General features: G+C 71.1%; 24 protein-coding genes, 1 pseudogene and 1 riboswitch. Of the genes and pseudogenes, 3 read left to right on the forward strand and 22 right to left on the reverse strand.

The window, feature by feature from the left end:
- Positions 1 to 3 precede the first annotated feature (3 nt).
- The 8 genes from Aco03nite_RS08225 to Aco03nite_RS08260 all read right to left on the reverse strand — a co-directional run bounded on the left by Aco03nite_RS08225 (position 4) and on the right by Aco03nite_RS08260 (position 5,425).
- Positions 4 to 1,065, reverse strand: coding sequence for a phenylalanine--tRNA ligase subunit alpha (locus Aco03nite_RS08225; protein ID WP_203794175.1), 1,062 nt, complete (start codon positions 1,063 to 1,065; stop codon positions 4 to 6).
- Between the two features lie 170 nt (positions 1,066 to 1,235).
- A complete protein-coding gene (locus Aco03nite_RS08230) occupies positions 1,236 to 2,009 on the reverse strand; it encodes a TrmH family RNA methyltransferase (protein ID WP_203794176.1) in 774 nt (257 codons plus the stop codon).
- Positions 2,010 to 2,161: 152 nt separating this feature from the next.
- Positions 2,162 to 2,557, reverse strand: a complete 396-nt coding sequence (gene rplT, locus Aco03nite_RS08235) for a 50S ribosomal protein L20 (RefSeq protein ID WP_203794177.1) — start codon at positions 2,555 to 2,557, stop codon at positions 2,162 to 2,164.
- A gap of 40 nt (positions 2,558 to 2,597) precedes the next feature.
- Entirely contained in the window at positions 2,598 to 2,792 is a 195-nt protein-coding gene (rpmI, locus tag Aco03nite_RS08240; RefSeq protein ID WP_203794178.1) for a 50S ribosomal protein L35, read from the reverse strand.
- 53 nt (positions 2,793 to 2,845) lie between these two features.
- The gene (gene infC, locus Aco03nite_RS08245) at positions 2,846 to 3,454 is read right to left on the reverse strand and encodes a translation initiation factor IF-3 (RefSeq protein ID WP_203794179.1); all 609 of its coding nucleotides are present in this window, start codon (positions 3,452 to 3,454) and stop codon (positions 2,846 to 2,848) included.
- Positions 3,455 to 3,828: 374 nt separating this feature from the next.
- Entirely contained in the window at positions 3,829 to 4,275 is a 447-nt protein-coding gene (locus Aco03nite_RS08250; RefSeq protein WP_203794180.1) for a PH domain-containing protein, read from the reverse strand.
- Position 4,276: 1 nt separating this feature from the next.
- Positions 4,277 to 5,119, reverse strand: a complete 843-nt coding sequence (gene hisG, locus Aco03nite_RS08255) for an ATP phosphoribosyltransferase (RefSeq protein WP_203794181.1) — start codon at positions 5,117 to 5,119, stop codon at positions 4,277 to 4,279.
- A gap of 42 nt (positions 5,120 to 5,161) precedes the next feature.
- Positions 5,162 to 5,425 carry a phosphoribosyl-ATP diphosphatase gene (locus tag Aco03nite_RS08260; protein WP_203794182.1) on the reverse strand — a complete coding sequence of 88 codons (264 nt, stop codon included), beginning with the start codon at positions 5,423 to 5,425 and terminating at the stop codon, positions 5,162 to 5,164.
- A 78-nt stretch (positions 5,426 to 5,503) separates the two neighbouring features.
- On the opposite strand from Aco03nite_RS08260, the gene Aco03nite_RS08265 reads away from it, so the two are divergent.
- From Aco03nite_RS08265 to Aco03nite_RS08275, 3 genes are read left to right on the forward strand one after another with little or no spacing between them, the layout of a single operon-like run.
- Complete coding sequence (locus tag Aco03nite_RS08265) at positions 5,504 to 6,376, forward strand: ABC transporter substrate-binding protein (protein WP_203794183.1); 873 nt, start codon at positions 5,504 to 5,506, stop codon at positions 6,374 to 6,376.
- Positions 6,373 to 7,212: an amino acid ABC transporter permease gene (locus Aco03nite_RS08270; protein ID WP_203794184.1), complete on the forward strand. Its 840-nt coding sequence runs from the start codon at positions 6,373 to 6,375 to the stop codon at positions 7,210 to 7,212. Before Aco03nite_RS08265 ends, Aco03nite_RS08270 begins: the two co-directional genes overlap by 4 nt.
- Entirely contained in the window at positions 7,213 to 7,953 is a 741-nt protein-coding gene (locus tag Aco03nite_RS08275) for an amino acid ABC transporter ATP-binding protein (protein WP_275415844.1), read from the forward strand.
- Between the two features lie 82 nt (positions 7,954 to 8,035).
- Here the strand turns inward: Aco03nite_RS08275 and Aco03nite_RS08280 are convergent, their stop codons facing one another.
- The 14 genes and pseudogenes from Aco03nite_RS08280 to Aco03nite_RS08350 all read right to left on the reverse strand — a co-directional run bounded on the left by Aco03nite_RS08280 (position 8,036) and on the right by Aco03nite_RS08350 (position 25,100).
- Complete coding sequence (locus tag Aco03nite_RS08280; protein ID WP_203794185.1) at positions 8,036 to 9,526, reverse strand: hypothetical protein; 1,491 nt, start codon at positions 9,524 to 9,526, stop codon at positions 8,036 to 8,038.
- Positions 9,519 to 10,361 (reverse strand): hypothetical protein, encoded by an 843-nt coding sequence (locus tag Aco03nite_RS08285; protein ID WP_203794186.1) that lies wholly within the window; start codon positions 10,359 to 10,361, stop codon positions 9,519 to 9,521. Before Aco03nite_RS08285 ends, Aco03nite_RS08280 begins: the two co-directional genes overlap by 8 nt.
- 5 nt (positions 10,362 to 10,366) lie before the next feature.
- Complete coding sequence (locus tag Aco03nite_RS08290; protein WP_203794187.1) at positions 10,367 to 12,604, reverse strand: glycosyltransferase family 2 protein; 2,238 nt, start codon at positions 12,602 to 12,604, stop codon at positions 10,367 to 10,369.
- 94 nt (positions 12,605 to 12,698) lie between these two features.
- Positions 12,699 to 13,175, reverse strand: a complete 477-nt coding sequence (ribH, locus tag Aco03nite_RS08295) for a 6,7-dimethyl-8-ribityllumazine synthase (protein ID WP_203794188.1) — start codon at positions 13,173 to 13,175, stop codon at positions 12,699 to 12,701.
- A gap of 74 nt (positions 13,176 to 13,249) precedes the next feature.
- Positions 13,250 to 13,885, reverse strand: a pseudogene (ribB, locus tag Aco03nite_RS08300) (3,4-dihydroxy-2-butanone-4-phosphate synthase); the annotation flags it as partial.
- Complete coding sequence (locus Aco03nite_RS08305; protein WP_203794189.1) at positions 13,878 to 14,477, reverse strand: riboflavin synthase; 600 nt, start codon at positions 14,475 to 14,477, stop codon at positions 13,878 to 13,880. The gene Aco03nite_RS08305 and the pseudogene ribB, both read right to left, overlap by 8 nt.
- Before the next feature lie 5 nt (positions 14,478 to 14,482).
- Positions 14,483 to 15,814, reverse strand: a complete 1,332-nt coding sequence (gene ribD, locus Aco03nite_RS08310) for a bifunctional diaminohydroxyphosphoribosylaminopyrimidine deaminase/5-amino-6-(5-phosphoribosylamino)uracil reductase RibD (RefSeq protein WP_203794190.1) — start codon at positions 15,812 to 15,814, stop codon at positions 14,483 to 14,485.
- A 194-nt stretch (positions 15,815 to 16,008) separates the two neighbouring features.
- Positions 16,009 to 16,182: riboswitch (FMN riboswitch) on the reverse strand.
- A gap of 279 nt (positions 16,183 to 16,461) precedes the next feature.
- Positions 16,462 to 17,391, reverse strand: coding sequence for a GGDEF domain-containing response regulator (locus tag Aco03nite_RS08315; RefSeq protein ID WP_373872586.1), 930 nt, complete (start codon positions 17,389 to 17,391; stop codon positions 16,462 to 16,464).
- A gap of 122 nt (positions 17,392 to 17,513) precedes the next feature.
- The gene (rpe, locus tag Aco03nite_RS08320) at positions 17,514 to 18,221 is read right to left on the reverse strand and encodes a ribulose-phosphate 3-epimerase (RefSeq protein ID WP_203794192.1); all 708 of its coding nucleotides are present in this window, start codon (positions 18,219 to 18,221) and stop codon (positions 17,514 to 17,516) included.
- Between the two features lie 257 nt (positions 18,222 to 18,478).
- Positions 18,479 to 19,948: an RsmB/NOP family class I SAM-dependent RNA methyltransferase gene (locus Aco03nite_RS08325; protein WP_203794193.1), complete on the reverse strand. Its 1,470-nt coding sequence runs from the start codon at positions 19,946 to 19,948 to the stop codon at positions 18,479 to 18,481.
- The gene (gene fmt, locus Aco03nite_RS08330; RefSeq protein ID WP_203794194.1) at positions 19,945 to 20,871 is read right to left on the reverse strand and encodes a methionyl-tRNA formyltransferase; all 927 of its coding nucleotides are present in this window, start codon (positions 20,869 to 20,871) and stop codon (positions 19,945 to 19,947) included. The genes Aco03nite_RS08325 and fmt overlap by 4 nt, the downstream gene beginning before the upstream one ends.
- 4 nt (positions 20,872 to 20,875) lie before the next feature.
- A complete protein-coding gene (gene def, locus Aco03nite_RS08335) occupies positions 20,876 to 21,448 on the reverse strand; it encodes a peptide deformylase (protein ID WP_203794195.1) in 573 nt (190 codons plus the stop codon).
- A 218-nt stretch (positions 21,449 to 21,666) separates the two neighbouring features.
- The gene (locus tag Aco03nite_RS54645) at positions 21,667 to 24,078 is read right to left on the reverse strand and encodes a primosomal protein N' (protein WP_425544576.1); all 2,412 of its coding nucleotides are present in this window, start codon (positions 24,076 to 24,078) and stop codon (positions 21,667 to 21,669) included.
- Between the two features lie 458 nt (positions 24,079 to 24,536).
- Positions 24,537 to 25,100, reverse strand: a complete 564-nt coding sequence (locus Aco03nite_RS08350) for a histidine phosphatase family protein (RefSeq protein ID WP_203794196.1) — start codon at positions 25,098 to 25,100, stop codon at positions 24,537 to 24,539.
- Between the last annotated feature and the right edge of the window lie 69 nt (positions 25,101 to 25,169).

The following is a 25,169-nucleotide window of genomic DNA, read 5'->3' on the forward strand; positions in this document are numbered from 1 at the left end:
GCTTCAGGACTCCATTCCGAAGTTCGTGGTGAACCGCACGTCGCCCTCGACCATGTCGCGCATGTCGGAGACGCCGTTGCGGAACATCAGGGTCCGCTCGACACCCATGCCGAACGCGAATCCCGAGTAGACGGCCGGGTCGATGCCGGCCGCGGTCAGCACCCGCGGGTTGACCATGCCGCAGCCACCCCACTCGACCCAGCGCGGGCCGTCGCGGTGCTCGGCGAACCACACGTCGAACTCGCCGGACGGCTCGGTGAACGGGAAGTAGTGCGGCCGCCAGCGGGTCTTCGCCTCCGGCCCGAACATCTCCCGGGCGAAGTGGTCGAGGGTGCCGCGCAGGTGCGCCATCGTGATGCCCTCGTCGATGACCAGGCCCTCGATCTGGTGGAACACCGGGCTGTGGGTGGCGTCCAGCTCGTCGGTCCGGTAGGCCCGGCCGGGGCTGACCACGTAGATCGGCGGCTGCCGGTCCAGCATGGTGCGCACCTGACCGGGTGACGTGTGGGTCCGCATCACCAGGCCGGGCAGGTCCACGAAGAACGTGTCGGCGGCGCTGCGGACCGGGTTGTCCGGGCCGATGTTGAGCGCGTCGAAGTTGGCCCACTCCAGCTCCAGCTGGGGACCGTCGACGATCTCGTAGCCCATCCCGATGAAGATGTCGCCCATGTGCTCCATGAGCGTGGTCAGCGGGTGCCGGGCGCCGCGCGGGCGACGGGACCACGGCAGGGTGACGTCGACACGTTCCTCGACCAGGACGCGGGCGGCCCGGTCGGCCTCCAGCTCGGCCTGGCGGGCGTCGTAGGCGGCCTGCACGGCCTGACGGGCGATGTTGACACGCTTGCCGGCGTCGGATTTCGCGGCCGGCGGCAGCGAGCCGATCTCCCGGCGGGCCAGCGACACCGGGGAACGGTCACCCAGGTGCGCGGGTTTAAGTGCGGTCAGCGCGTCGAGGTCGGCGGCACTGGCGAACGCCTTCTCGGCCTCCGCCACAGCGCTCTCGAGCGACTCGGGCGCCAGCAGGACGGCCTGCTTCGGATCGTACGGATCGTTGCGGTAGGACATGGTAGGGCGAACTCCCTCACACCGGATAAGCCATCGGGCATTTTACGGGCGCGCGGCTGGGCCGCAGCCCGCCGGTCAGGGAGTTACGCGCAGGAGAGTCAGATCCGGCGCCCGCGACCAGCGGGCCGGATAAACAGGTATGACTCCACGCTCACCGGCCCAGCATACTCTCAGCGTTGCGCGCGGGCCGAGGCATATAGACAGACGGCGGCCGCGGCGGCCAGGTTCAGGCTCTCGGCTCCGCCGTAGATCGGGACACGAACACGCCGGTCCGCGGAGGAGAGCAGGTCGGCCGGCAGGCCATGCGCTTCAGAGCCGAACAACCATGCGGTACGGGGGGCGAGGTGCCCGCCGTCGAGCAGCGAGTCCACGTCGTCCTCGCCGGTACCGCTGGTGGCCAGCACCTGCAGTCCGTTGTCCTGCAGCAGGTCGACCACGCTCAGCGGGGAACGGACCACGTCCACGTGGAACAGCGAGCCGGCCGAGGACCGGACACACTTGCCGTTGTAGGGGTCGACGGCGTCACCGGCGAAGATGACCGCCCCGGCCCCCGCGGCGTCCGCGGTGCGCAGCACGGTCCCGGCGTTACCCGGGTCGCGGATCTCGGCGACCACCGCGACCAGCCGCGGCTCCTTGGCCAGGGCCTCACCGATCGAGACGTCGTTCTGTTCACAGATCGCGACCAGGCCCTGGGGCTGGACGGTCTCGGCGAGCGCGGCCAGGGCGTCGTCGGTGACCGGCGACAGCTCCGGGGCCTGCGCGGCCAGGTCGGGGTACCGCTCGATGGCCGCGGGGGTGGCGAACAGTTCGAGCACCGCGTCGGCGGCGAGCGCCTCACGGACGGCCTGCGGGCCCTCGGCCAGGAAACGACCCGTCTGGTCCCGGTCCCGGCGGCGTTGCAGACGGCGGGCGGCGACGATGCGGGGGGTGCGGGGCGTGAACATGGTCTCCTCATCACGAAAGCGCCTCCCGATCCGTGGACCGGGAGGCGCCTCACAAAAGTGCTTCGCGTAAGTGGAGGTCGTTCGCGACGGTGGAGACAGCCGTCGCCGGCCCGCCCTCGAGCGAACTCAAGGTAAGTCGCGAACAACCTCCATCAGGCAGCAGCCTGCTTGGGGGCGCCACCGGTGCCCTCGGCCGCGACGGCCGCACGCGCGACCTCGACGATGGCGGCGAACGCGGCCTCGTCGTGGACCGCGAGGTCGGCCAGGATCTTGCGGTCGACCTCGACCTCGGCCAGCTTCAGGCCCTGGATCAGGCGGTTGTAGGTCATCCCGTTCGCGCGGGCAGCCGCGTTGATACGGGTGATCCACAGCTGACGGAAGTCGCCCTTGCGGTCACGGCGGTCACGGTACGAGTACTGCATCGAGTGCAGCACCTGCTCCTTGGCCTTCCGGTACAGGCGAGAGCGCTGACCGCGGTAGCCGCTCGCGGTCTCGAGCAGGGTGCGGCGCTTCTTCTGGGCGTTTACCGCCCGCTTGACGCGTGCCATTTCTAGTTACTCCTTCAGGAAAAACCGGGTCAGGCGCGCGTCAGCGGCCCAGAAGCTTCTTCACACGAGCGGTGTCGGCCTTGGCCACGACGACCGTACCGGTCATCCGGCGGGTCACACGGGTGCTCTTGTGCTCGAGGTAGTGGCGCTTGCCAACCTGCTCACGCACGAGCTTTCCCTTGCCGGTGACCTTCACCCGCTTACCCATGCCGGTGTGGCTCTTCATCTTCGGCACTTGACGCCTCTTTCTGGTCTTTCCCCGCTACCAGGGGGACGGGGAAAAGCTGTTTACTCTGCGGTGGTCTCGGCCGGAACAGCGGCCTCTGCCTCGACGACATCGCCCTCGCGCGGCTCACGTGCGGGCTTGGCGCCGGCGGCGACGGCAGCAACGGCAGCGGCCTTGGTGGCCCGATGCGGAGCCAGCACCATGATCATGTTTCGGCCGTCCTGCTTCGGACTGGCCTCGACGAAACCGAGCTCCGAGATCTCCTCGCTGAGCCGGCGCAGGAGCCGGAAACCCAGCTCCGGGCGGCTCTGCTCGCGACCGCGGAACATGATCGTCACCTTGACCTTGTCGCCCGCCTTGAGGAACCGCACCACGTGACCCTTCTTGGTCTCGTAGTCGTGCGGGTCGATCTTCGGCCGGAGCTTCATTTCCTTGATGACGGTCTGCTGCTGGTTGCGTCGCGCTTCGCGGGCCTTGAGTGCGCTCTCGTACTTGAACTTGCCGAAGTCCATGAGCTTGCACACCGGCGGCCGCGCCATCGGAGCAACCTCGACCAGGTCCAGGTCGACGTCCCCGGCCAGCTGGAGAGCGCGCTCGAGCGGCACGATGCCGACCTGCTCACCCTCCGGACCGACCAGACGGACCTCACGAGCCCGGATCTGTTCGTTCACGCGTGGTTCGACGCTGATGGGGCCTCCTCAGTTGATACCTCGCCCGGCCGTTGAGGACGGACGCTGCCAATGTCGGTCGGCCCCGAGTGTCCCGCTGGCCGCGGGACGCCGGGAAAGCAGAAGGCCCCGCGGCGGTTTCGAAAAACCGCACGCCGGGGCCCGCTCGACCGGTCATCGGCGCCCACGAGGAGACGCACACCCGACAGGAAATATTCCCTGACAGGGAGACCGGACCCGGCCACACGTGGTGACTCGGGTGGGAACCAGCGGGCTCCTCTTTCGCGTCCATAACGAGGCATGGACGTGGTCGACTGCCCGCAAGCCTACCAGCCTGGCATCAGGCGTGATGTGCCAGGGGCATCACGCCTGATGCGTCAGCCCTCGTGAGAGGCGCTGTGCAGAGCCCGCAGAGTGCGCACCCCGTCGACGGCGTAGTCCTTGTCGACGGCCTGCAGGGCGTGGATCGGCACCTGATCGTCGTTCTCCAGCTCCAGGTGCGCCCACGCCGAGTTCCGGTCGAACCGCACCGCCCGCACCACATCCCACGGCAAGTCGTAACCACCGATGACGTTGCGCACCCGCACACCGGCGTCGTCGGCGGTGACCCGCGGCCGGCAGAACAGCAGCACCCCGAGCCCGAGCAGGATCCCCAGCCCGATCATGGCGAGCTGGTCGCCACGCTGGAAGCTGGCGTTCTGGTTCTGGAAGCCGGCCGAGCCGGTCAGCCCGAAACTGATCACCGTGAAGAACAGCGCGAGGGCGATCGCCAGCGGGACGGCCACCCAGCGGATCTTCTTCGGGCGATAGAGCACTGCGGTCATCTCAGAGCCTGCAATTCGCGATGGCGGTCACCAGGATGGCCCGCGCGCCGAGGTCGTACAACTCGTCCATGATCCGGTGCACGTCGCTGCGCTGGACCATCGCCTGGACGGCCACCCAGCCCTCCCGGTGCAACGGCGAGACGGTCGGTGACTCGATGCCCGGGGTCAGTGCGGTGGCCTGGTCCAGCAGGTCGGCCCGGACGTCGTAGGCCAGCATCACGAAGCTGCGGGCCACCAGCACACCGTGCAGCCGGCGCAGCAGCTGCGCGGCCGGGCCGGCGGCCTCCGCGTCGCGACCGATCAGGATCGCCGACGACTGCATGATCGGGTCGCCGATGGTGACCAGACCCGCCTGGCGCAGCGTCGCGCCGGTCTCCACCACGTCGGCGATCAGGTCGGCGACACCGAGACGGACCGCGTTCTCCACCGCGCCGTCCAGGCGGACCACGTCCGCCGTCAGCTCGTGCTCGGCCAGGTAACGCCCGACCACACCGGGGTACGCGGTGGCGATGCGCCGGCCACCGAACTCGTCGACGCTGGTCAGCGTCCCGGCCGGGGCGGCCCAGCGGAACGTGGCCCGGCCGAAGTTCAGGTCGAGCAGCTCGGCCGCCGGAACGCCGGAGTCGACGAGCAGGTCCCGGCCGGTGATGCCGAGATCCAAATCACCGGAGCCGACGTACGTCGCGATGTCCTTCGGCCGCAGGTAGAAGAACTCCACGTTGTTGGATTCGTCACGGCAGATCAGGTCTTTGGGGTCGGTGCGCTGGCGGTACCCGGCGTCCCGCAACATCTGTGACGCGGGAGCCGAGAGGGTGCCCTTGTTCGGAATGGCGATGCGCAGCATGACGTGCTCCTTCGATCTGTGAACGGGCCGGTGGACGCGCGTTCACAGATGTCGGTAGACGTCCTTCAGCTCCAGTCCGGAGGCGATCATCAGGCACTGGGCCTGGTAGAACAGCTGGGAGATCTCCTCGGCGGTGCGTTCCGGCCCCTCGTGCTCGGCGGCCATCCACGACTCGGCCGCCTCTTCGACGACCTTCTTGCCGATGAAATGGACTCCTCGCTCGAGCGCCTCCACGGTGCCCGACCCGGGTGTCTTGTCCGCCGCCTTGCTTTGCAACTCGGCAAACAGTTCTTCGAACGTCTTCACGAGATCCGATTGTGGCAGCTCATCACGTCTTGACGACGAACGGCCCCAGCCCGTGGGACGTCTTCTAGAGTTCCGGGCATGGTTCGCCGTTTCCCCTTCGTGGCCGTCGGTGGCGCAGCCCTGCTGCTCACCGCCGTGACCGCCTGCTCTCCGATGGACGAAGAGAGCCCTGACACCGCCGCCTCGTCGGCCGCCTCCGCCACCTGTGACCCGGCGTCGATGAAGACACTCACCGCCGGGAAGTTCACGATCGGCACCGACACCCCGGCCTACGAGCCATGGTTCAGCGACAACAAGCCGGACAACGGCAAGGGCTTCGAATCCGCGGTCGCGTACGAGGTGGCCGAGCGCCTCGGGTACCAGAAGACCGACGTGGTGTGGGCCAGTGTGACGTTCAACAACGCGATCGCGCCCGGCCCCAAGAAGTTCGACATCGACATCAACCAGTTCTCCATCACCGACGAGCGCAAGCAGGCCGTCGACTTCTCGTCGCCGTACTACCTGGTGCGGCAGACCGTGATCACCACCAAGGGCTCGAAGATCGCCGGCGCCAAGTCGCTGGCCGACCTGAAGGGCGCGAAGCTGGGCGGCCAGGTCGGCACCACCAGCTACACCGCGATCACCGACCTGATCAAGCCGGACGCCGCCCCGTCGGTGTTCAACAACAACGACGACGCCAAGGCGGCGCTGGTGAACGGCACCGTCGACGGCATCGTGGTGGACCTGCCGACCGCGTTCTACATGACCGGCGCCGAACTGGACAACGGCGTGATCATCGGTCAGCTGGCCCAGGTCGGTGTGCCCGAGCAGTTCGGCCTCGTGCTGGACAAGGGTTCGGCGCTGACCGGTTGTGTCAGCAAGGCCGTCGACCAGCTCCGCCAGGACGGCACCCTCGCCGTGCTGGAGAAGACCTGGCTCGCCGACACCGCCGGAGCCCCTGAACTGTCGTGAAGCACCAGCCCAGTACCAGGCAACTGGAGCGGATCGCCTACCGTCGCGGACGGGCGATCCGCTCCGTTCTGCTGGCCGCCGCATCGACAGCGGTCGTCGGCACCCTGCTCGCCGTCGGGATCACCGGCGCTCCCGGCTGGGACCGGGTCAAGCAGTCCTTCTTCGACCCGGACGCGGCGGTCAAATACCTGCCGGAGATCCTCGAAGGCCTGTGGCTCAACCTGAAGCTGCTGGTGGTCTGCGCGACCCTGGCGCTCACCCTGGGCCTGATCATCGCGGTGCTCCGCACGCTGCGCGGGCCGGTGTTCTTCCCGGTGCGCGCGCTGGCCACCGGGTACACGTACTCGTTCCGTGGCCTTCCGCTGATCATCGTGATCTACCTGTTCGCCTTCGGCATCCCCGGGCTGCGCCTGAACGGCACCCCGGACGTGCTGTGGCTGGGCGCCGCGGCGATCATCGTGACCTACGGCGCCTACCTGGCCGAGGTGTTCCGGGCCGGCATCGAATCGGTGCACCCGAGCCAGATCTCCGCCGCCCGGTCGCTGGGACTCAGCTATCCGCAGGCGATGCGGCACGTGGTGCTCCCACAGGCGGTCCGCCGGGTGTCCCCGCCGCTGCTCAACGACACCGTGGCCCTGCAGAAGGACGTCGGCCTGATCTCGCTCGCCGGGCCGATCGACGCCATCCGCGCCGCCCAGATCGGCGTGGCCCAGGACGCCAACTTCACCCCGTACATCGTCGCCGGGGTGCTCTTCGTCCTTCTCGCCCTGCCGCTGATCGGGGTCACCGACTGGGTGACCCTGCGCGCGGCCCGTCGCCAGAACGCGGGGACGTAAGTGCTGCTCGAATGTCACCAGGTCCGCAAGGTCTTCGGCGATAACGTCATCCTGGACGGACTCAGCCTGGACGTCGGCGAACACGAGGTGGTGGCCCTGATCGGCGCCTCCGGCTCGGGCAAGTCGACCCTGCTGCGGTGCGTCAACCTGCTCACCGAGATCGACGACGGCACCATCCACCTGGACGGCGACGAGATCACCGACCCGCGGGCCGATCCCGATCAGGTGCGCCAGCGGATCGGGCTGGTGTTCCAGAGCTACAACCTGTTCCCGCACATGACAGTGCTCGACAACATCACCCTGGCTCCGGTACGCGTACACAAGAAGCCGTTGACCGAGGCTCGTGACCAGGCGAGGCAGTGGCTGGACCGGGTCGGGCTGGCGGACAAGGCCGGCAGCTATCCGGACCGGCTGTCCGGGGGCCAGCAACAGCGGGTCGCCATCGTCCGGGCGCTGGTGAACAACCCGCGGCTGCTGCTGCTCGACGAGGTCACGTCGGCGCTCGACCCGGAACTGGTCGGCGAGGTGCTGACCATGATCCGGGACCTCAAGGGCGAGGGCATGACCATGGTGCTGGCCACCCACGAGATGGGCTTCGCCAAGCAGGTGGCCGACCGGGTCGCGTTCCTGGACGGCGGCAAGGTCCTCGAACAGGGGCCGCCGGAGCAGGTGCTCGGCGACCCCGTCGAAGCGCGGACCAGGCAGTTCCTGGCCCGCATCATCGAAGCCGGCCGGTTGTGAGAACGGCCCGCATCACCGGAGCCGTTCGGTCGTGAGAACGGCCCGCATCACCGGAGCCGTTCGGTCGTGAGAACGGCCCGGGTCACCGGAGCAGGAAGGCTTTGGCCCGCTTCTTCACGGCGCCGGCCAGGCGCTTCGGGTCACGCAGCCGGGCCACCCGGCTCAGCGTCGAGGCGACCTGGGCCGACCGGCCGCTCTTGAGCCGGCGCAGCTCGTCGCGCAGGTTGCGCAACTGCTGCTCCCGGGTGCGCAGCTGCTGGTCCCGGAAGCGCATGGTCCGCTCCAGGCCGAAGATGTGCCCGGCCTGCTCCTTGATGGTGGTCCGGGCTTCCTCGTCGTCGGCCAGGGCGGTCCGCAGATCGGGCCGCCCGGCCGGCAACGTCGCGGCGATCTCCCGCCCGCGGGCCAGGATCTCGTCGGTCGGCTCGACCCCGGACATCGCCAGCCAGGTCTTGACCAGGTCGTCCCCGTCCGCCATCCACGGCGGCCACGGGTGCCGGTGATGCCCACCGATCAGCCGATCCCGGAATCGGAACCACGCCGCGGCCGGCGTGACGTCACCGTCGGGGCGTCCGGGAACCACGTCGAACCAGGTCGGTTCCACCGTCGCGGCGTAGGCGCGGAAGCCCGGCACGTCCTCGGCGGCGGCCAGCCGGAGCAACACCGTCTCGGCGTCCTCGGCATCCGGCAGGACCCGGTCGCCGACCTTCCAGCCGTCCGCGGTCAGGTCGGCGGTGCCGGTCGCGGTGTAAGCGGTCCGGGTCGTGCCGCCGGTGCCGAGCACCACCAGCCAGCCGGGGGCCACGGCGTCCAGCATTCCGGCGCGGGCCGCGGATTCGACGGCGTCGGCCACCGGCGCGAGGAGCGGCGTGTCCGAGGTCTCCAGCGCGGCGGCCGCGAGGCGCATGGCCGGAAACCCTGCTTGGGTACGGGTGAGCACCCCCGACTCCACCAGGGTGTCCGAACCGAAGCGCGCATACCGCCGCTCCACCCCGCCGAGCAGGTCGTTCACCTGTGCCGCCGAGCCGGGACGCCGCGGGTCGTCGTGCAGCGGCCGGAACTCGTCGTCGCCGTAGCGGTCCTTGAGCGGGCGCCGGTCCAGCAGCCCGGTGATCGAGAAGCCGTTCTCCACCCCGATCACGACAAGCGCCGCCGGTCCGGCCAGCCCGCGCAGCAGCGCCGCCCGCTCCGGCCAGTCCAGGGCCGCCGAGTCCGGGCCGAGCAGCCGGTCCAGGCCGTCCGCGGCGATCACCACGTCGAACGGCTCCGGTTTCGCGTCGGCAAGGCCGTCCAGCGATCCGGTGACCACCGCATATCCGCCGTCCGGCGGCTGGGCGGCGGCCAAGGCCTGTGCGTCGCTGACCGAGCGCAGCAGCACGGTCACGTCGTCGCTACGGCTCGCGGCCAGGGCGAGCACGTCGCTGTCGTGCGGCCCGGCGATCAGCGTCCGCCCGGCCCGGGCCGGCAGCAGGTCGGCGAGGAAACCGGTCAGCGCCGGTCCACCGGCCGGGTTCCGGTCGGTCCACGGCTGGACCTCGCCACGGACAACGGTCGGCATCGTACGGTCAGTCACGAGGGTTCCAATCGAAAAGCATGCGCATCTCGGCCGGCGGCATCAGGTGGTGCCGGCCCAGTTCGACGTCGGTGGTGGCGCGGGCCGCGGCGAGGTCGATCTCCTTGCCGAGCATCTCCGGCCAGAGCCGGGCGATCCGGGCCTGACCGCCGAAGAGCGGGTTGTCGCCCTCCAGCTCCATCGGGTCGCCGTAGACGGCCGGCACACACCCGGCCGCGACGCCGAAGAAGATCGCGGTGCTGAGCCGGTTCGCGGCGACCCGCTTGAACCCGCGGAACGCCTTCAGCTGCTTGTAGAGGAACCGCCGGTCGGTGCCCTCGTAGTTCCAGCCGCGTTTGCCGAAGCAGATCACCTGGAAGCCGGCCTGCTCGTAGGCTCGCCGGACCTCGAGCCGCTCGAACTCGGTGTAGTAGAGGCTGATCGTGACCGGCTCGGTCTCGGTCTCCTTGATCTCGGAGATCAGCCGCGCGTGGTCGCCCTCGATCTTGCCGCCCTTGCCGCCGCCCTCCCAGCCGTGGAAGAGGAACCAGAGCGTGCCCTCGCGCTCCTGCTCCGGCACCGTACCGAGGTCGGGTTCCAGCTCGGACAGGTAGAGGAACGGCGCGCCGACCACGTGGTAGTTCCGGCGCCCGAGGGTGTGCCCGCGCCGCCGCGGCGGGTCGCTCCAGGTGTACCGCCAGGCGCCGTCGAAGAACTCGTGCACCGGGTTCCAGCCGCAGCCGACGTTCCACCCGTGCTGCAGGTAGCCGCGGATCCGGGGCGGGTGCTGGTCGTCCAGGCCGGCCCAGCGGGCCAGGATGTGCGACTGCCCGTAATAGTGGTTGTGGTGATGCATGCCGATCAGCTCGTCTCGAGGTGCAGGGTGCCGGCCCGCGCGTAGAGGCGGTGGCGGGACAGCCGGCGGGGCAGGCCGGTGAGCGCGAACGTCTCGACCTGGACGGCGTACGGCAGCCCGTCCTCCTCGCCGGCGAACAGCGTCCAGTCGGTGACCTCACCCGGCCCGAGATCCACCAGATCCGTCAGGTCCACCCGGGCCGACCAGGTCGCGCCGTCGGTGGCCACCCGGCAGACGGCGTCCACGGCGTCGTCGGAGTTCGGCAGGAAGCGCCGCCACACGATCCGCTCGTGATCGACACCGGGCCGGCACTGGCCGCCGACGGTGATCCGCTCGCCGTCCACCGCGATCTGCGCGGCGCTGACCCGGGCCGGGCCCTCGATCAGGTTCAGGTACTGCCCGGGTGAACGGGAGACGCTGACCACCCGATCGCCGTGCTGCACGCCGACCGACCGGTCCAGGCCGGTGATCAGGATCAGCTTGCCGCCGATCTTGGGGATGAGCACCGTACGGCCGAGGAAAGGATCGTCGGGGTTGGTCGCGTCGACCACGTCACCGACCGGAATCCGGGCGGTGAAGACGTCGCCGGCACCGAACTCCAGGGGCACCCGGATCTCGCCGGCCGCCCGGGTCAGCCGCAGCACCGGGTCGTCGGTGCCGTTCGGCAGCCGACCGGTCAGCACCAGGGTGTCCCCGTCGGCGACCGCACCGGTCAGTTCCGGGTCACCGTTCATCCGGCGCAGCAGCAGGCGGCCGTCGTTGGCCCGGACCGGCTGGATCCAGTCGGTGCCGACCCGGGCGCCGACCGGGTACTGCGCCTGCACGGTGATCAGCTTGCGGCGGCGCACACCGCCGTCGCGCATGGTGGCCAGCAACTGCACCGCGTCGCGGCCGGCCGGCATAGCCGCGAGCAGGGACCGCGGCACCCGGGCGGTGAACCCGGCCGGGCGGTTCTCGCCCCGGGCGTCCGGCACGTCGAACCGCTCGGATTCCAGCGGCGTCTCGCGTATCCCGGCGAGCAGCGAGATCCGCAGGGAGGCGTCGGCGGTGGCCGGCAGGTGGTGGATCTCCGCCGTGCCACGGACCACCAGGGCGTCGTCCTTCCAGCTCAGCTCGGTGACGGCGGCGCGCAGGCTGAGGTCCTCGCGGGACAGCCGGTAGACCTCGGACGGCACCCCGGCGGTCTCCGGCAGACCCGGGTAGTGCCCGCGGAAACGCCACGGCAGCACCGGGTGACGACGGGCGCGCGGCCCGGCGGCCAGCCCACCGTCGGCCCGGAACCGGGCCAGCCGCTGCAGCATCTCCACGTCACCGGACTGCAGCCCGTGGTACTCCATCCGCTGGAACGCCGACGACTTCTCGAACACCTCGGGCAGCAGCCGCTTCGTCAGGCGCCGGCCCAGGTCCAGCAAGGCGGTCAGCTCGTGGTCCGGCGCCGTGCCGAACGCCTGCACCACCGTGGTCAGGTCGATCTGGGCGAGGTGGCCGTGCACGGTGGGCCGCAGGTCGGGGGCCTTGCGGTCGACCACGTCGAGGACCTTCTCGGCCGAGACGACACGGTCCTCCAGGTTGCCGATCTGGAACTTCAGCTGGGTGATCGACTCACCGGACTCGCGCTCGCGCCAGTAGTAGACCGGCGCGGCCAGGCAGTCCACGGTCACCGCGTCGATGTGCGCCTTCAACGTGACCGGGTAGTCCTCGTACCGGATGGCGGGGAACTTGAAGTCGAACTGGTCCCAGAAGCGCCGGCGGTAGACCTTGTTCCAGACCATCCGGTCGATGGCCAGCTCGGGGAGCTCGAGCACGTGCGTGGCGGGGCGGTCCTTGGCGTAGGCGAGCCGGTGCACGTACGACTGGCGTACGCCCGAGGTGTTGTTGAACCTCCGGGCGTTGCCCCCGGCGATCGACGACGAGGTGCGATCCAGGGATCCGACCATCAGCTCGTACGCGTGACGCGGAATGAGGTCGTCGCTGTCCACGAACGTGAGGTACTCCCCCCGCGCGTGCTGCACCCCGGTGTTGCGGGCCGGGCCGAGCCCCTGGTTCTCCTGGGTGATCAGCCGGAACCGCGAGTCGCGCTCGCAGAAGTCACGGGCGATCGCCGCGCTGCCGTCCCGCGAGCCGTCGTCGACCAGCAACACCTCGAAGTCCCGGAACGTCTGCCGGGCCAGGGAGTCGAGGCACGCCGCGATGTAACGCTCTACGTCGTAGAACGGCACGACGATGCTGAGCCGAGGAATCAACTGCTCATCTCCGGAATAGGCGGCGGACCGGGGAAGCTTCCCCGTGCCGAGCGCCTATTCCGGGAACGTGAAGTGTCGTCCGGGTGAAGTCAATCTATTGCTTGGCCACCTCACGGATGGCCAGCGCGGCGTCCAGGACGGCGACGGTGCTCTGCCAGCCCTTGTCCTCGATCGAGTCCTCCAGACCGGCGCGGTCCCGGGCCTGACCGAGGCTCCCCACGGTGAGCACGCCGTGCGCGACCGGGGTGCTCTCGTCGAGCGCCACCCTGGTCAGCCCGGCCGTGACCGCGTCGCAGACGTACTCGAAGTGCTGGGTCTCGCCCTTGATCACGACGCCCAGGGCGACCACCGCGTCCAGCTTGCGGGCCAGCGCCTGGGCGACGACCGGCAGCTCGACCGACCCGGCCACCCGCACCACCACCACGTCGGTCACCCCGCACGCCTCGGCGGCCGCCTCGGCCCGGCTGATCATGTGGTCGACCAGGTCGTTGTGCCACCGGGAGCCGACGATGCCGAGCCGCAGCCCGGCCGCGTCGACGGTCTGCAGATGTGGGTCACCGAAACCTGCCATGTAAAGCCCCCTCTGTCGTCATTCTTCACTCTCCGGCGGGCCGGTCAGGCCAACTCGGCGAAGACGTGATCCCGTTTGGCCCGGACCGGCATCCGCAGCACCGTGCCGACCCGGCCCAGGTGATCCGCCAGGTCCGCGATGGTGATCAGGCTGAGACCGTGCTCGGCGGCGAACCGCTCCAGGTCCGGACGGCGCTGCATGGTGCCGTCGTCGTTGACCATCTCGCAGAGCACCCCGGCCGGCCGGGCCCCGGCGAGCAGCGCCAGGTCGACGGCGGCCTCGGTGTGCCCCGGCCGGCGCAGCACACCACCCGGCTTGGCCCGCAGCGGGACGACGTGACCCGGGCGGTTGAAGCTGTCCGGGCCGCTGTCCGCCGCCGCCAGCAGCCGGATGGTGTGCGCGCGATCGGCGGCCGAGATGCCGGTGGTGATCCCGTGCCGGGCATCGACGGTCACCGCGTACGCCGTCTTCAGGTTGTCCTGGTTCGTCTTGACCATCGGCGGCAGATCCAGCCGGTCGGCCTCGGTCTCCGGGATGGCCACGCAGATGTACCCGGACGTGTAGCGGACCATGAACGCGACCAGCTCCGGCGTGGCGAACTCGGCCGCGAAGATCAGGTCACCCTCGTTCTCCCGGTCCTCGTCGTCCACCACGATCACCGGCTTACCGGCCGCGATGTCCTTGATCGCGCGCTCGATGCTCTCAGACATGACGACTCCCCAGCATCTTCTCGACGTACTTGGCGATCACGTCGACCTCGAGGTTGACCGGATCTCCGATGGCCTTGCTGCCCAGCACGGTCAGCTTCGAGGTGGCCGGGATCATCCCGACGGCGAAGCTGTCCTCGTCCACCGTCATGACGGTCAGCGACACGCCGTCGACGGTGATCGACCCTTTCTCCACCACGTACTTCGCCAGCTCGGGCGGCAGCGAGAACCGCACCACCTCCCACTGGTCGGCCGGCTCCCGGGCGATGATCCGCGCGACGCCGTCCACGTGGCCCTGCACCAGGTGACCGCCGAGGCGGCTGCCCAGGGCGGCGGCCCGCTCCAGGTTCACGTTGCTGCCGGTGCGCAGCGCGCCGAGCGAGCTGCGCCGGAGCGTCTCACCCATCACGTCGGCGGTGAACACGCCGCCCTCGTTGTCGATCACGGTGAGACAGACGCCGTTCACCGAGATCGAGTCGCCGTGCCGGGCGTCGGTGGTGACCACGGGACCGCGGACGGCGATCACCGCGGAGTCCTCGGCCCCTTCGGTCAGGCGCACGATCTCGCCCAACTCTTCAATGATTCCGGTGAACATCGCTATCAGATCCGTTCTTCCGATTTACGGGTGGTGGGCGGGGCGGTCGGATGGCTCTCCTTGGGACGGAGTGTTGCCGTGAACCGCAGGTCGCCACCGATCTGCGTGATTTCCAGGAAGTTCAGGTCGACGGCGTCGGCGATGGTGCCGATCCCGGCGTCGACGAGCGCGGTCCGGCCGGCGCCGAGCAGCTTCGGCGCGACATAACCGATCACCCGGTCCACCAGGCCGGCCGCCAGGAAGGCGCCGGCCAGCGTCGGGCCGCCCTCCAGCAGGACGTTGCGGACGCCGCGGGCGAACAGTTCGGTGAGCATCACGGAGAGGTCGACCCGGCCGTCCGGTCCGGCGCCGGTCTCGGCCGCCGTGACGATCCAGGTGGGCGCGGCGGCATCCCGGACCCGGGCGTTCTCCGGCGTACGCCCGGACGAGTCGACCACCACGCGCAGCGGCTGTTTGATGGCGAGCGTGCCGTCCCGCAGATCCCGGACGGTGAGCTGCGGATCGTCGGCGACCACGGTGCCGACCCCGGCGACGATCGCGTCGACGGTGCTCCGCAGCACGTGCACGTCGGAGCGGGACTCGGCCGACGAGATCCACTGGCTGGTGCCGTCGGCGGCGGCCGACCGGCCGTCCAGGGTGGCCGCGAACTTCCACGTCACGTACGGGCGGCCGCGGCGCACCGCGGTCAGCCAGGCCACGTTGCCCGCCTCCGCCTCGGCCCGGCGGACCCCGGTGGTCACCTCGATACCCGCGGCCCGCAGCCGGGCGGCGCCGCCCGCGGCCACCGGAGTGGGGTCGTCGACGGCGATCACCACGCGGGCCACCCCGGCGTTGATCAGGGCGTCCGAGCACGGGCCGGTCCGGCCGGTGTGGTTGCAGGGCTCCAGGGTGACCACGCAGGTGCCGCCCCGGGCGCGCTCACCGGCCTGGGCCAGGGCGACGATCTCGGCGTGCGGTCCGCCGGCGTAGGCGTGGAAGCCCTCACCGACCACCTCGCGACCTTGACCTGCTTGCCCCACCCGGCCGCCTTGTCCCGCCCGGCCGCCTTGTCCCGCCTGGACGTCTTGTCCCGCCCGGCCGCCTTGTCCCGTCTGGACGTTCTGTCCCGCCTGGGCGCCTTGCCCCACCCGGCCGCCTTGCCCCGCCTGGGCGTCTTGCCCCGCCTGGGCGTCTTGTCCCGCCCGGGCGTCCTGTCCCGCGGGGCTGAGGGCCGAGCCGACCACCTCGCCGCCCGGGCCGAGCAGGACGCAGCCGACCACCGGGTTCGGGCTGGTCGTGCCGAGGCCCCGGGCGGCCAGCGCGACAGCGCGGCGCATCGCCTCGTCCTCGGTCACCATCCGAGGCTCCGGGCGGCCGGCGCCACAGCGCGGCGCATCGCCTCGTCCTCGGTCACCATCTGGCGGTCCTCTCGCGCGGTAAACGGCACGCGCTGAGAGTGCTGGTGGGAGAAACGCCAGGAATCGGACACTGAGGGTACGCTTCGCGCACCCCGGCGAAGTCGCGCCCACGAAGGCACGACCCGTCCGATTCCGCGCGCTGTCTCCCATCCGGACTGTCTGACCAGCATCAGCTGATCAACCGTCGGCCCTGGAGTCTCACCAGGTCAACCGCTCGCCCTTGGTGGGGCGACCGGGTCGCGGGCTTACCGTCGCTCTCGCGTCGGATCACCGCCGGTTCGGAATTTCACCGAGTCCCGCCAGCGCGTGGTGGGTCACCCCCGAGTCTTGCACGGGTTCGCGATTTTGCCACCTGCCAGGGGATCTACTTCACATCAGCGATCACCCAAACCGCCCTGACCAGGACAGACGGGCATGTCACGAAGGCCACATCACCCATGGGAATAGGGGATTAACCCCGATCCAGGTCCGGTGTGGCAGACCCCGCGGGAGCGAGGCGAGGTCCAGGTGGTGGCTGCCACACCGGACCTGGGGGCTGTTTCGGAATTCGGCCGGGGCTACGGCGAGGCCGAATGCCCAAACAGCCCCTAGTCGGCGTCTTCCCGGCGGCGGTCGATGGCGACGTACGACCCCGGCTGTGATTTTGCGACCTTCTTCATCTCCGAAGCGACCGCGATCACCGCCCGCGGATCGGTGAACCGCCGCCCGTCCTCGGTCGCCTGCGCCACCCCGATCGACAGGGTGACCAGCGCCGCCTTCTGCTTGTTGCCACGGCGGTCCGGCACCTCGATGTAACCCCGCTGGGCGTCCTTCGGCTCGTACAACCGGTCCGCCGCGGTCTCGAAATCGGTCACCGTGCGCTGGGTCAGCGGCAGCACCTGATCGGGCTCGCAGATGAACACGAAGTCGTCGCCACCGATGTGCCCGAGGAAGATCGACGGCTTCCCGGTCTGGCTGGACGCCCGCTGCAGGCTCCGGGCCAGGGCGATGATGAACTCGTCGCCGCGGTCGAACCCGTACACGTCGTTGACGCTCTTGAACCGGTCGACGTCGATGTAGCCGACCGAGTAGTCCCGGCCGGACCGGATCCGGTCGCTGATCTCCCGGCGCACCCGGGCGTTGCCGGGCAGACCGGTCAGCGGCGACACCTCACGCGCGTCCTTGTGCCGGCGCAGCGTGTTGCTGACCCGGGCGATCAACTCGGCCAGGTCGAACGGTTTCACCAGGTAGTCGTCGGCGCCCGCCTGCAACCCGTGCACCTTGTCGCCGGTCAACCCCATCGCGGTCAGCATGATCACCGGCAGCGCCGAGGTCAGCGGCTCGGCCCGCAGCTGGCGGATCAGCTCGACCCCGTCCATCCCGGGCATCATCCAGTCGATCACCGCGAGGTCGGGCCGGTGGTTCTCCATCAGGTCGAGCGCCTCCCGGCCGTCCCGGGCCCGGATCACCTCGAAACCGTGCAACCGGAGATTGAACTCGACGAAGCCGGCTATGTCCTGGTCGTCGTCGACCACCATGACCAGGCTCGGACCCTCTTCGGAGTCCAGCTCGGGATCGATCTCGGGGAGCGGCTCAACCTTGCTCATCGCACCTTCCAGCCCAGCGGTCGTCAGGGTCGATAATGGTCCTCAGCGCGCCGTCACGCCAGTCCCATCGGGCCCGCGGCTCCCGTCGAGCCTGCGGCTCCCATCCGGCCCGCGGCGAGGGCGCGCAGCTTGGCGATGGCCTCCACCGGGTCGGCCGCGCCGTAGACCGCGGTGCCGGCGACGAAGGCGTCCGCACCCGCCTCGGCCGCCTGCTCGATGGTGTCGGCGGCGATGCCACCGTCCACCTCGATGCGGATCTGCAGATTGTTGACGTCGGCCCGGCGGCGCACGTCACGCACCTTGCCCAGCAGCTCCGGCATGAACGCCTGCCCGCCGAACCCGGCCTTGATCGTCATGATCAGGATGGTGTCGAGGTAGGGCAGCAACTCCAGGTACGGCTCGACCGGGGTGTCCCGGTCGATCGCCAGACCCGCCTTGGCGCCGGCCGCCCGCAGATTCTTCGCCAGGGCCACCGGGTCGTCGCACGCCTCGGCGTGGAACGTCACGTTGTAGGCGCCCGCCTCCGCGTAGGCCGGGGCCCAGCGCTGTGGGTCGTTGATCATCAGGTGCACGTCGAACGGGATCGTGGTCGCCTTGCGCAGGCTGGTCACCACCGGCAGGCCGAGCGTCAGGTTCGGCACGAAGTGGTTGTCCATGACGTCCACGTGCACCCAGTCGGCCGCTCCCTCGACGGCCCGCACCTCCTCCCCCAGCCGGGAGAAATCGGAGGCGAGGATGCTCGGCGCGATGATGGGTTCCACGGCGTGAAGTCTATGACCTGCGCTCCGCACCGCACCGCGGCCCTTCGACCCGATCCCGGATCCCGGATCCCGCCCGGCGCTCCTCCGCGCCTCGCCCCTCCGCACCGCACCGCCCTCCGGCCCGATCCCGGCCGGCGCCCCTCCGCGCCTCGCCCCTCCGCGCCGGCCGGCCTTCGCGGCGGTCCCTCGATGCGAGAAGGCCGGGCCCGTCGTGGGCCCGGCCTTCACAGACGCATTTGCGGTACGCCCAACGAACCTCAGCTGGTACGGCGCAACACGGCCAGGAACATCGCGTCGGTGCCGTGCTTGTGCGGCCACAACTGCACCGTGGGCCCGGGGCCCAGACTCGGCATGCCCGGCGGCAGCAGCGGCCGCGCGTCCACGAAGTCGACCTCGACGCCGCTGCGCCGGGCCCCCTCGCTGACCGTGACCTGCGTCTCCACCATGTGCGGGGAGCACGTCACATAGGCCACCACACCGCCCGGCCGGACCGCCCGCAGCGCCGCCACCAGCAGCTCCCGCTGGAGCCGGGTGAGCGGCGGCAGGTCGGCCGGCTGCCGGCGCCAGCGCGACTCGGGCCGGCGCCGCAGCGAACCCAGCCCGGTGCACGGCGCGTCCACCAGCACCCGGTCGAAGCCCTCCTCCGGCAGATCCGGATCCCGGCCCACCGACCGGCCGTCCATCGGCAGCACCGTCACCGGCATGCCCTCGGTGGCGATGTCGACGAGCCGGGCCCGGTGCTCGGCCACCTCGACCGCGGTCACCTCGGCGCCCCGGCCGGCGGCGATCGCGCCGATCAGGCCGGTCTTGCCCCCCGGGCCGGCGCACAGGTCCAGCCAGCGGGTGTCCTGACCCTCGATCGGGGCCGCCAGCAGCGCCGCCGCCACCAGCTGCGAACCCTCGTCCTGGACGTGCGCGCGGCCCTCCCGGATCGCGGCCAGGTCACGCGGTGCGCCGCCGTTGAGGTACACCGAGTACGGCGAGAACGCCCCCGGCACCCCGCCGACCTCGTCGGCCAGCTCGACCGCGTCGGCCCGCCCCGGCCGGGCGCACAGGTGCACCGCCGGCGGCTGGTTGTCCTCGATCAGCAGCCGGGCGGTGTCCTCCAGGTCGCCGCCGAGCGCTTCGGCGAACGACCGGATCACCCACTGCGGGTGGTGGTGGATCACCGAGAGGTGCCCGATCGGGTCGCTCTCGTACGACGGCGCCAGCCGCTCCAGCCAGGTGTCCAGCGGCGTCTCGGAGATGGTGCGCATCACCGCGTTGGCGAACCCGGACGCGCCCGGGGCGACCGAGCGCACCAGGTCGACCGTCTGGTTCACCGCGGCGTGCGTCGGCACCCGGGTGTAGAGCAGCTGGTAGGCGCCGAGCCGCAGGGCGTCCCGGGCCGGCGGGTCGATCCGGGAGACCTCACGCCCGGCGGCCTCCGCGATGATCAGGTCGAGGGTGCCGACCGCGCGCAGCGTGCCGTACGTCAGCTCGGTCGCGAACGCCGCGTCCCGCCCGTGCAGGCCCATCCCGCGCAGGATGTCGGAGAGGACCAGGTTCGCGTACGCGTCGTCGCGGTGCACGGCGGCGACCGCCTCGTACGCCGCCTGCCGTGCCGGGTCCGCCGGTGGCCGCCCGGCCCGCGGGGCACGCCCGCTGCGATCGTCCCGGGGATGGCCGGGCCCGCTCGGCCGATTCGGCCGGCCGCCGTGCGGCCGCGAAGCCCTGTGTTCCGTCACGCCAACTTCTCCCCTGCTTCGATACGCATACCGCGGGCCCAGTCCGTCGCGGACATGGGCTTCTTACCGGCCGCCCGGACCTCACCGAGCTGCACCGGCGTGGTGGCCGTGCCGGCCAGTACCTGCTTGCGCTCGACCAGCAGCTCACCGGGCTTCAGCGCCGGGGCGTTCGCCACCGGCCGCACCGGGCCCAGTTTCAGCCGCTCGTCACGCAACGTCGTCCACGCTCCCGGCGCCGGGGTACAAGCCCGGATCCGCCGGTCCACCGCGAACGCCGGATCGTCCCACCGCACCCGGGCGTCCTCCGGCGTCAGTTTCGGCGCGTGCGAGATCCCGTCGGCCGGCTGCGGGTGCGCCCGCGCCGTGCCCGCCTCGATCGCGTCCAGCACCGCCACCAGCAGCCCCGCACCCTCCACGGCCAGCCGTTCCAGCAGGTGCCCGGAGGTGTCGGTGAACCGGATCTGGTCGGTCAGCGTCCCGTACACCGGGCCGGTGTCCAGCCCCGCCTCCAGGTCGAACACGCTGGCGCCGGTGACCTCGTCGCCGTGCAGGACCGCGTGCTGCACCGGCGCCGCGCCACGCCAGGCCGGCAGCAGCGAGAAGTGCAGGTTCACCCAGCCGAACCTCGGGATCTCCAGCGCGGTCGGCGGGACCAGCGCCCCGTAAGCCACCACCGGCACACAGTCCGGCGCGATCTGCCGCAGCCGCTCCTGGAACTCCGGATCCCGCGGCTTCTCCGGGGTCAGCACCTCGATGCCGCGCTCGTCGGCCCACGCCCCGGCGGGTGACCGGACCAGACGGCGGCCACGACCGGCCGGAGCGTCCGGGCGGGTCACCACCGCGGCCATCTCGTGCCCGGAGGCGGCGATCGCGTCCAGGCTGGGAATCGCTACCGCCGGGGTGCCGGCGAAGACCAGGCGCATCCGGTCACCGCCCCGAACTGAACAGGCCGGCCCCGAAGATCCCGCCAGCGTGCGGGTTCTCCTTGACCGTCGGCGGCTTGGCGGCGTCGTACCACTCGGCGGCGCGGATCTGCTTCATCGCGTCCTTGCGGCCCGCGGCGTCCAGCCGGTCCAGGAACAGCACCCCGTCCAGGTGGTCGGTCTCGTGCTGGACACAGCGCGACATCAGGCCGGTGCCGACCAGCTGGACCGGGTCACCGAACTCGTTGAAGCCGTTGGCCACCACGTTCTGCCGGCGCTTGGTGTCGATGTAGATGCCCGGGATCGACAGGCAGCCCTCTGGGCCGTCCTGCTCCTCCTCGTCCGGGAACGAGAGCACCGGGTTGACGATGTGCCCGACCACGTCGTCGACGTCGAAACTGAACACCCGCAGACCCACGCCGAGCTGTGGCGCGGCCAGGCCGGCGCCACCCTCGTCCTGCATGGTCTCGATCAGGTCCTTCACCAGCTTGCGCAGTTCCTTGTCGAAATCGACGACGTCGTCGGCCGCGGTGCGCAGCACCGGATCGCCGAAAAGACGGATGGGCTGAACGGTCACGCGGTGAGACTCCTGACTCTGGTGGGCAGCACCTGCCCAGTCTACGGAGTGACGCGCGCAACGCCGCGCTGACAGTGACCGCACGGCACCCGCCCCCATCACCTGACGGACCACACCCGCCAGCGCTCCCCGCCGCACTTCCGGCCGGCCTTCTCGGGAGCCGCCGGACCGTGCCCGGCGGCTCTCCCCGGAATCGGGCGAACCGCGCCGGGCGGCCGTCAGAACAGGTCGGCCGGGTCCACCTGGATCCGCACCGGCAGGGACGCCTTGCGGGCGCTGCGCACCCCGGCCGCCTCGTGCAGGGCGTGCGCCAGATCCGCGGCCTTCGACCGGGCCACCCGCAGCAGCATCCGCTCCTGCTCCTCACCGGCCGGAACCGGCCCGAGCACCTCGGAACCCTCCGGCAACCGGGCCAGCCCCAGCAGCTCGTTGACCGCGGCCGTGACCCCGGTGACACTCGCCATCCGGGCCGCCGGCGGGAACCCCAGATCCCGCCGCTCGGCCAGCTCCCGAGCCGCGAACCAGCCCGGATCCCAGCGCAGCAACGCCTGCACCGGGGCCAGCGAGCCGTCCGCGACAACCACGACCCGCCCGCCGTCCGACGCCGGCCGGGCCAGCGCCGCCGCGTTCAGCCAGCGCCGCATCGTCTCCTCCGCGGCCCGCAGATCGGCCCGGCTGAGCAGCGCCCACGTGTCGAGCAGCAGCACCGCGCCATACCCGCCGTCGGCCACCGGTTCCGCCCCCGGCGTCGCCACCACCAGCGCCGGGCCGGCCGCGACAGTGGTCAGGATCTCGTCCCGCCCCGACGTGCGCACCGGGAACCCGGAGAACGCCCGCCCCATCTCCTCCGCCGTCCGCCGGGCCCCGATCACCGAGGCCCGCAGCCGCCGGTCGTGGCAGACCGGGCACTCCCAGGCCGCCGCGGCCCGCCCGCACCAGTGGCAGACCGGCACGTCCCGGGCACCCTGCAGCCCGAGCGGCCCGGAACAGTGCGGGCACCGCGCCGGAGTCCGGCACTCGGCACACGCCACCGACGGCAGATAACCCCGCCGGGGCACCTGCACCAGCACCGGCGCACCGGCCTGCAACGCCTGCCGCGCCGCCTGCCAGGCCACACTCGGCAGCCGGGCGACGACCGCACCGGGATCCCGCGCCAACTGCGAGTCGTCACCGGTCGGCATGATCAACGGAGACCGGGCCCGGCGCACACCACGGTCCGCGGCTATCTCCCGGGCCCATCCGGTCTCCAGGAGCAACTGCCCTTCGCCGGTACGCGCGAACCCCGCCACCAGCGCCGCACAGTCCGCCAGGCGCGCTCTGGTCAGCAGGACGTCGCGCGCGTGCGGGTAGGGCGCCCGGGGCTCGGCGTGCACGTCGTCCCCGTCATCCCAGATGATCACCAGCCCGAGCTCGGCGACCGGCGCCCACATGGCCGCCCGGGTACCGACCACCACCGGAACCCGGTGCCGGCTGGCAGCGAGAAACCGCCGGTACCGTTCGGCCGGCCCGAGAGCAGCGTTCAGCGCAACGTGCAGCCCGTCCCCGAGAGCGTCGGTGAGAGCCCGGTCCACCCGCTCCAGATCCCGGGCATCCGCAACGACGATCACCACCCCACGCCCACCGAGCACGGTGGCCGCGGCCGCCTCGGCAAGCCGGGCAGGCCAATCCTCCCCCGGAAGCCCCGACCACACAGCCCGAGCACCCCGCCCCTCCCGAAGCGCCCGAAGAAAAGCCCCCCCACTCAGATACGAATCCCACCCCCCGACAGCAGGCGGCCGAACCCCAGAAAGATCCACCCCACCCCGGCCCGGCCTTTCACCCGCACCGGCTCCCTCACCCTCGGGCTCGGCGTCGGGGTTGGACCGGAGGCCTTCCTTCACCTCGGCATCTGACGCTGCCGCCGCAGCTCCTGGCGCCGCCACTCCTGGCGCCGCCACTCCTGGCGCCACTACCGCTGTTTCTGCTGCTGCCGCTGTTTCTGCCTTTACTGCTGGCGCGCCCGCACTCCCAGCAGACCCAGCCCCATCGCCGACAGGCGAATCGGAACCCGTCCCGACAACCGTCCCCGTGTCCGTCGCCGAATCCGCCACCGAGCGCCCACCAGCCACCGACAACCCGTCAGCCCTCGGCAAGACCTCACCGCCAGCCGACCGGAACGCGGCGTCGGCCGGCCCGGTCTCTGACTGCACAACCTCAGACAAACCGGCCTCAGCCGGCGCGGCCCCACCTGGCACGCCCTGGGCCAGCGCGGTGCCGGGCGGAGCGGTATCGGATGGAGCGGCTTTTTCGGCCGGGCGGGGCGGGGTGGTGGTCTGGGCCTCGACGCGGGCGTGGCGAGGTGGCACCGCGAGGCGTAGGACGTCGGCGAGGTTTCCGGCATAGCGGTCGGCGACGGCCCGCGCCAACCGGGCGATCTCCGGATCGAGAACCCGCTCGGCCGAGACCACTTTCTCCAGATAGGAGAGCTTCCCGCCGTGCTCCGAACTCTCGGCCCGGGACAACAGGAACCCACTGACGAGCTGCCCGGCGAACCGGACCTTCACCCGAACCCCGGGCTGAGCCGCCTCGTCATCAGCGGCAGAGACCAGGTAGTCGAACGGCCGATCCAGGTGAGCCAGAGCCACATCCACACACACCCTGGCGACGGGCAGCCGCTCAGCCGGCTCCCGTTCCGCACGCACCCCTTTACCGACCATCACCGAACATTCTGCCCGCTCGGTATGACACTTCCGCCGCCCTCACCCCACCCACCGATCATGAAGCGCCCCACACCCCACCCCGACAGGAATTCCCGCAAGCCAAGGCGGCACGGGGCGAGGGGCGAGCGCGGCGAGGGGCGGGGCGAGCGCGGTGAGGGGCGGGGCGAGCGCGGCGCGGCGAGGGGCGAGCGCGGCGCGGCGAGGGGCGAGCGCGGCGAGGGGCGGGCGCGTCGAGGGGCGGGCGCGTCGCGGGAAGGACAGCGCGGCGCGGCGAGGGGCGGGCGAGGGGAGGGGCGGGCGAGGCGCGGGAAGGACAGAACGGCACGGGAAAGGCACCCGGGGAGGGAAGGCGGCACGGCGCGGGTTGTAGCCGCGCCGAGCCGTGGGCGTCAGTGGGTCAGGAAGTTCACGGTTGCGGCCTTCAAGTCGATTTCCAGGATGTCCGGGAAGCGCAGGTCGGCCCAGAAGGCGGCCGGGTCGGTGGCCAGCTGGTAGCGGCTCGCCATCCACACCGTCGGGGCCAGGCCGTGGGTGCCCAGGATCAGGGTGCGGTTCTGGGCGGCGGCGTCGGCCGCGTGGCGTACCACCGCGGCGTCGAATCTCTCGATGACCTGGTCGCGCGGCTCCCAGCCGTCGGGGCACTCGCCTCGCGCGTATGCCAGGGCCGCCGCGTGGTAGCCCTCGTCGGTGAACCACACGTGCGGGCGGTGCACCTCGGCGAGGCCGGCGTCGCGGACGACCCGCTGGACGCCGGCGATCTCCTGCATGGTCTGTGCGGCCTTGGGTTCGGTGCTGGCCACGTAGTACGCCGGATGGCAGACGTGCAATCGGAGCAGGCGGGCCGCGACCCGGCTCTCCTGGGCGAGCTGCCACTGCTCGGACGGCACGTCCGGATCGACCGCCGGCATGGCGTGGCGGACGACGATCACCCGTTCACCCTGGACCGCCGTCATCACCGGAGCGTAGCCGCCGGAACCACCCACGAGACTCATGCGAACAAACACGCAAACCGAGCCCCGAAG

It is taken from the genome of Actinoplanes couchii (assembly GCF_016862075.1).
In the GTDB taxonomy this organism is placed as follows: Bacteria; Actinomycetota; Actinomycetes; order Mycobacteriales; family Micromonosporaceae; genus Actinoplanes; species Actinoplanes couchii.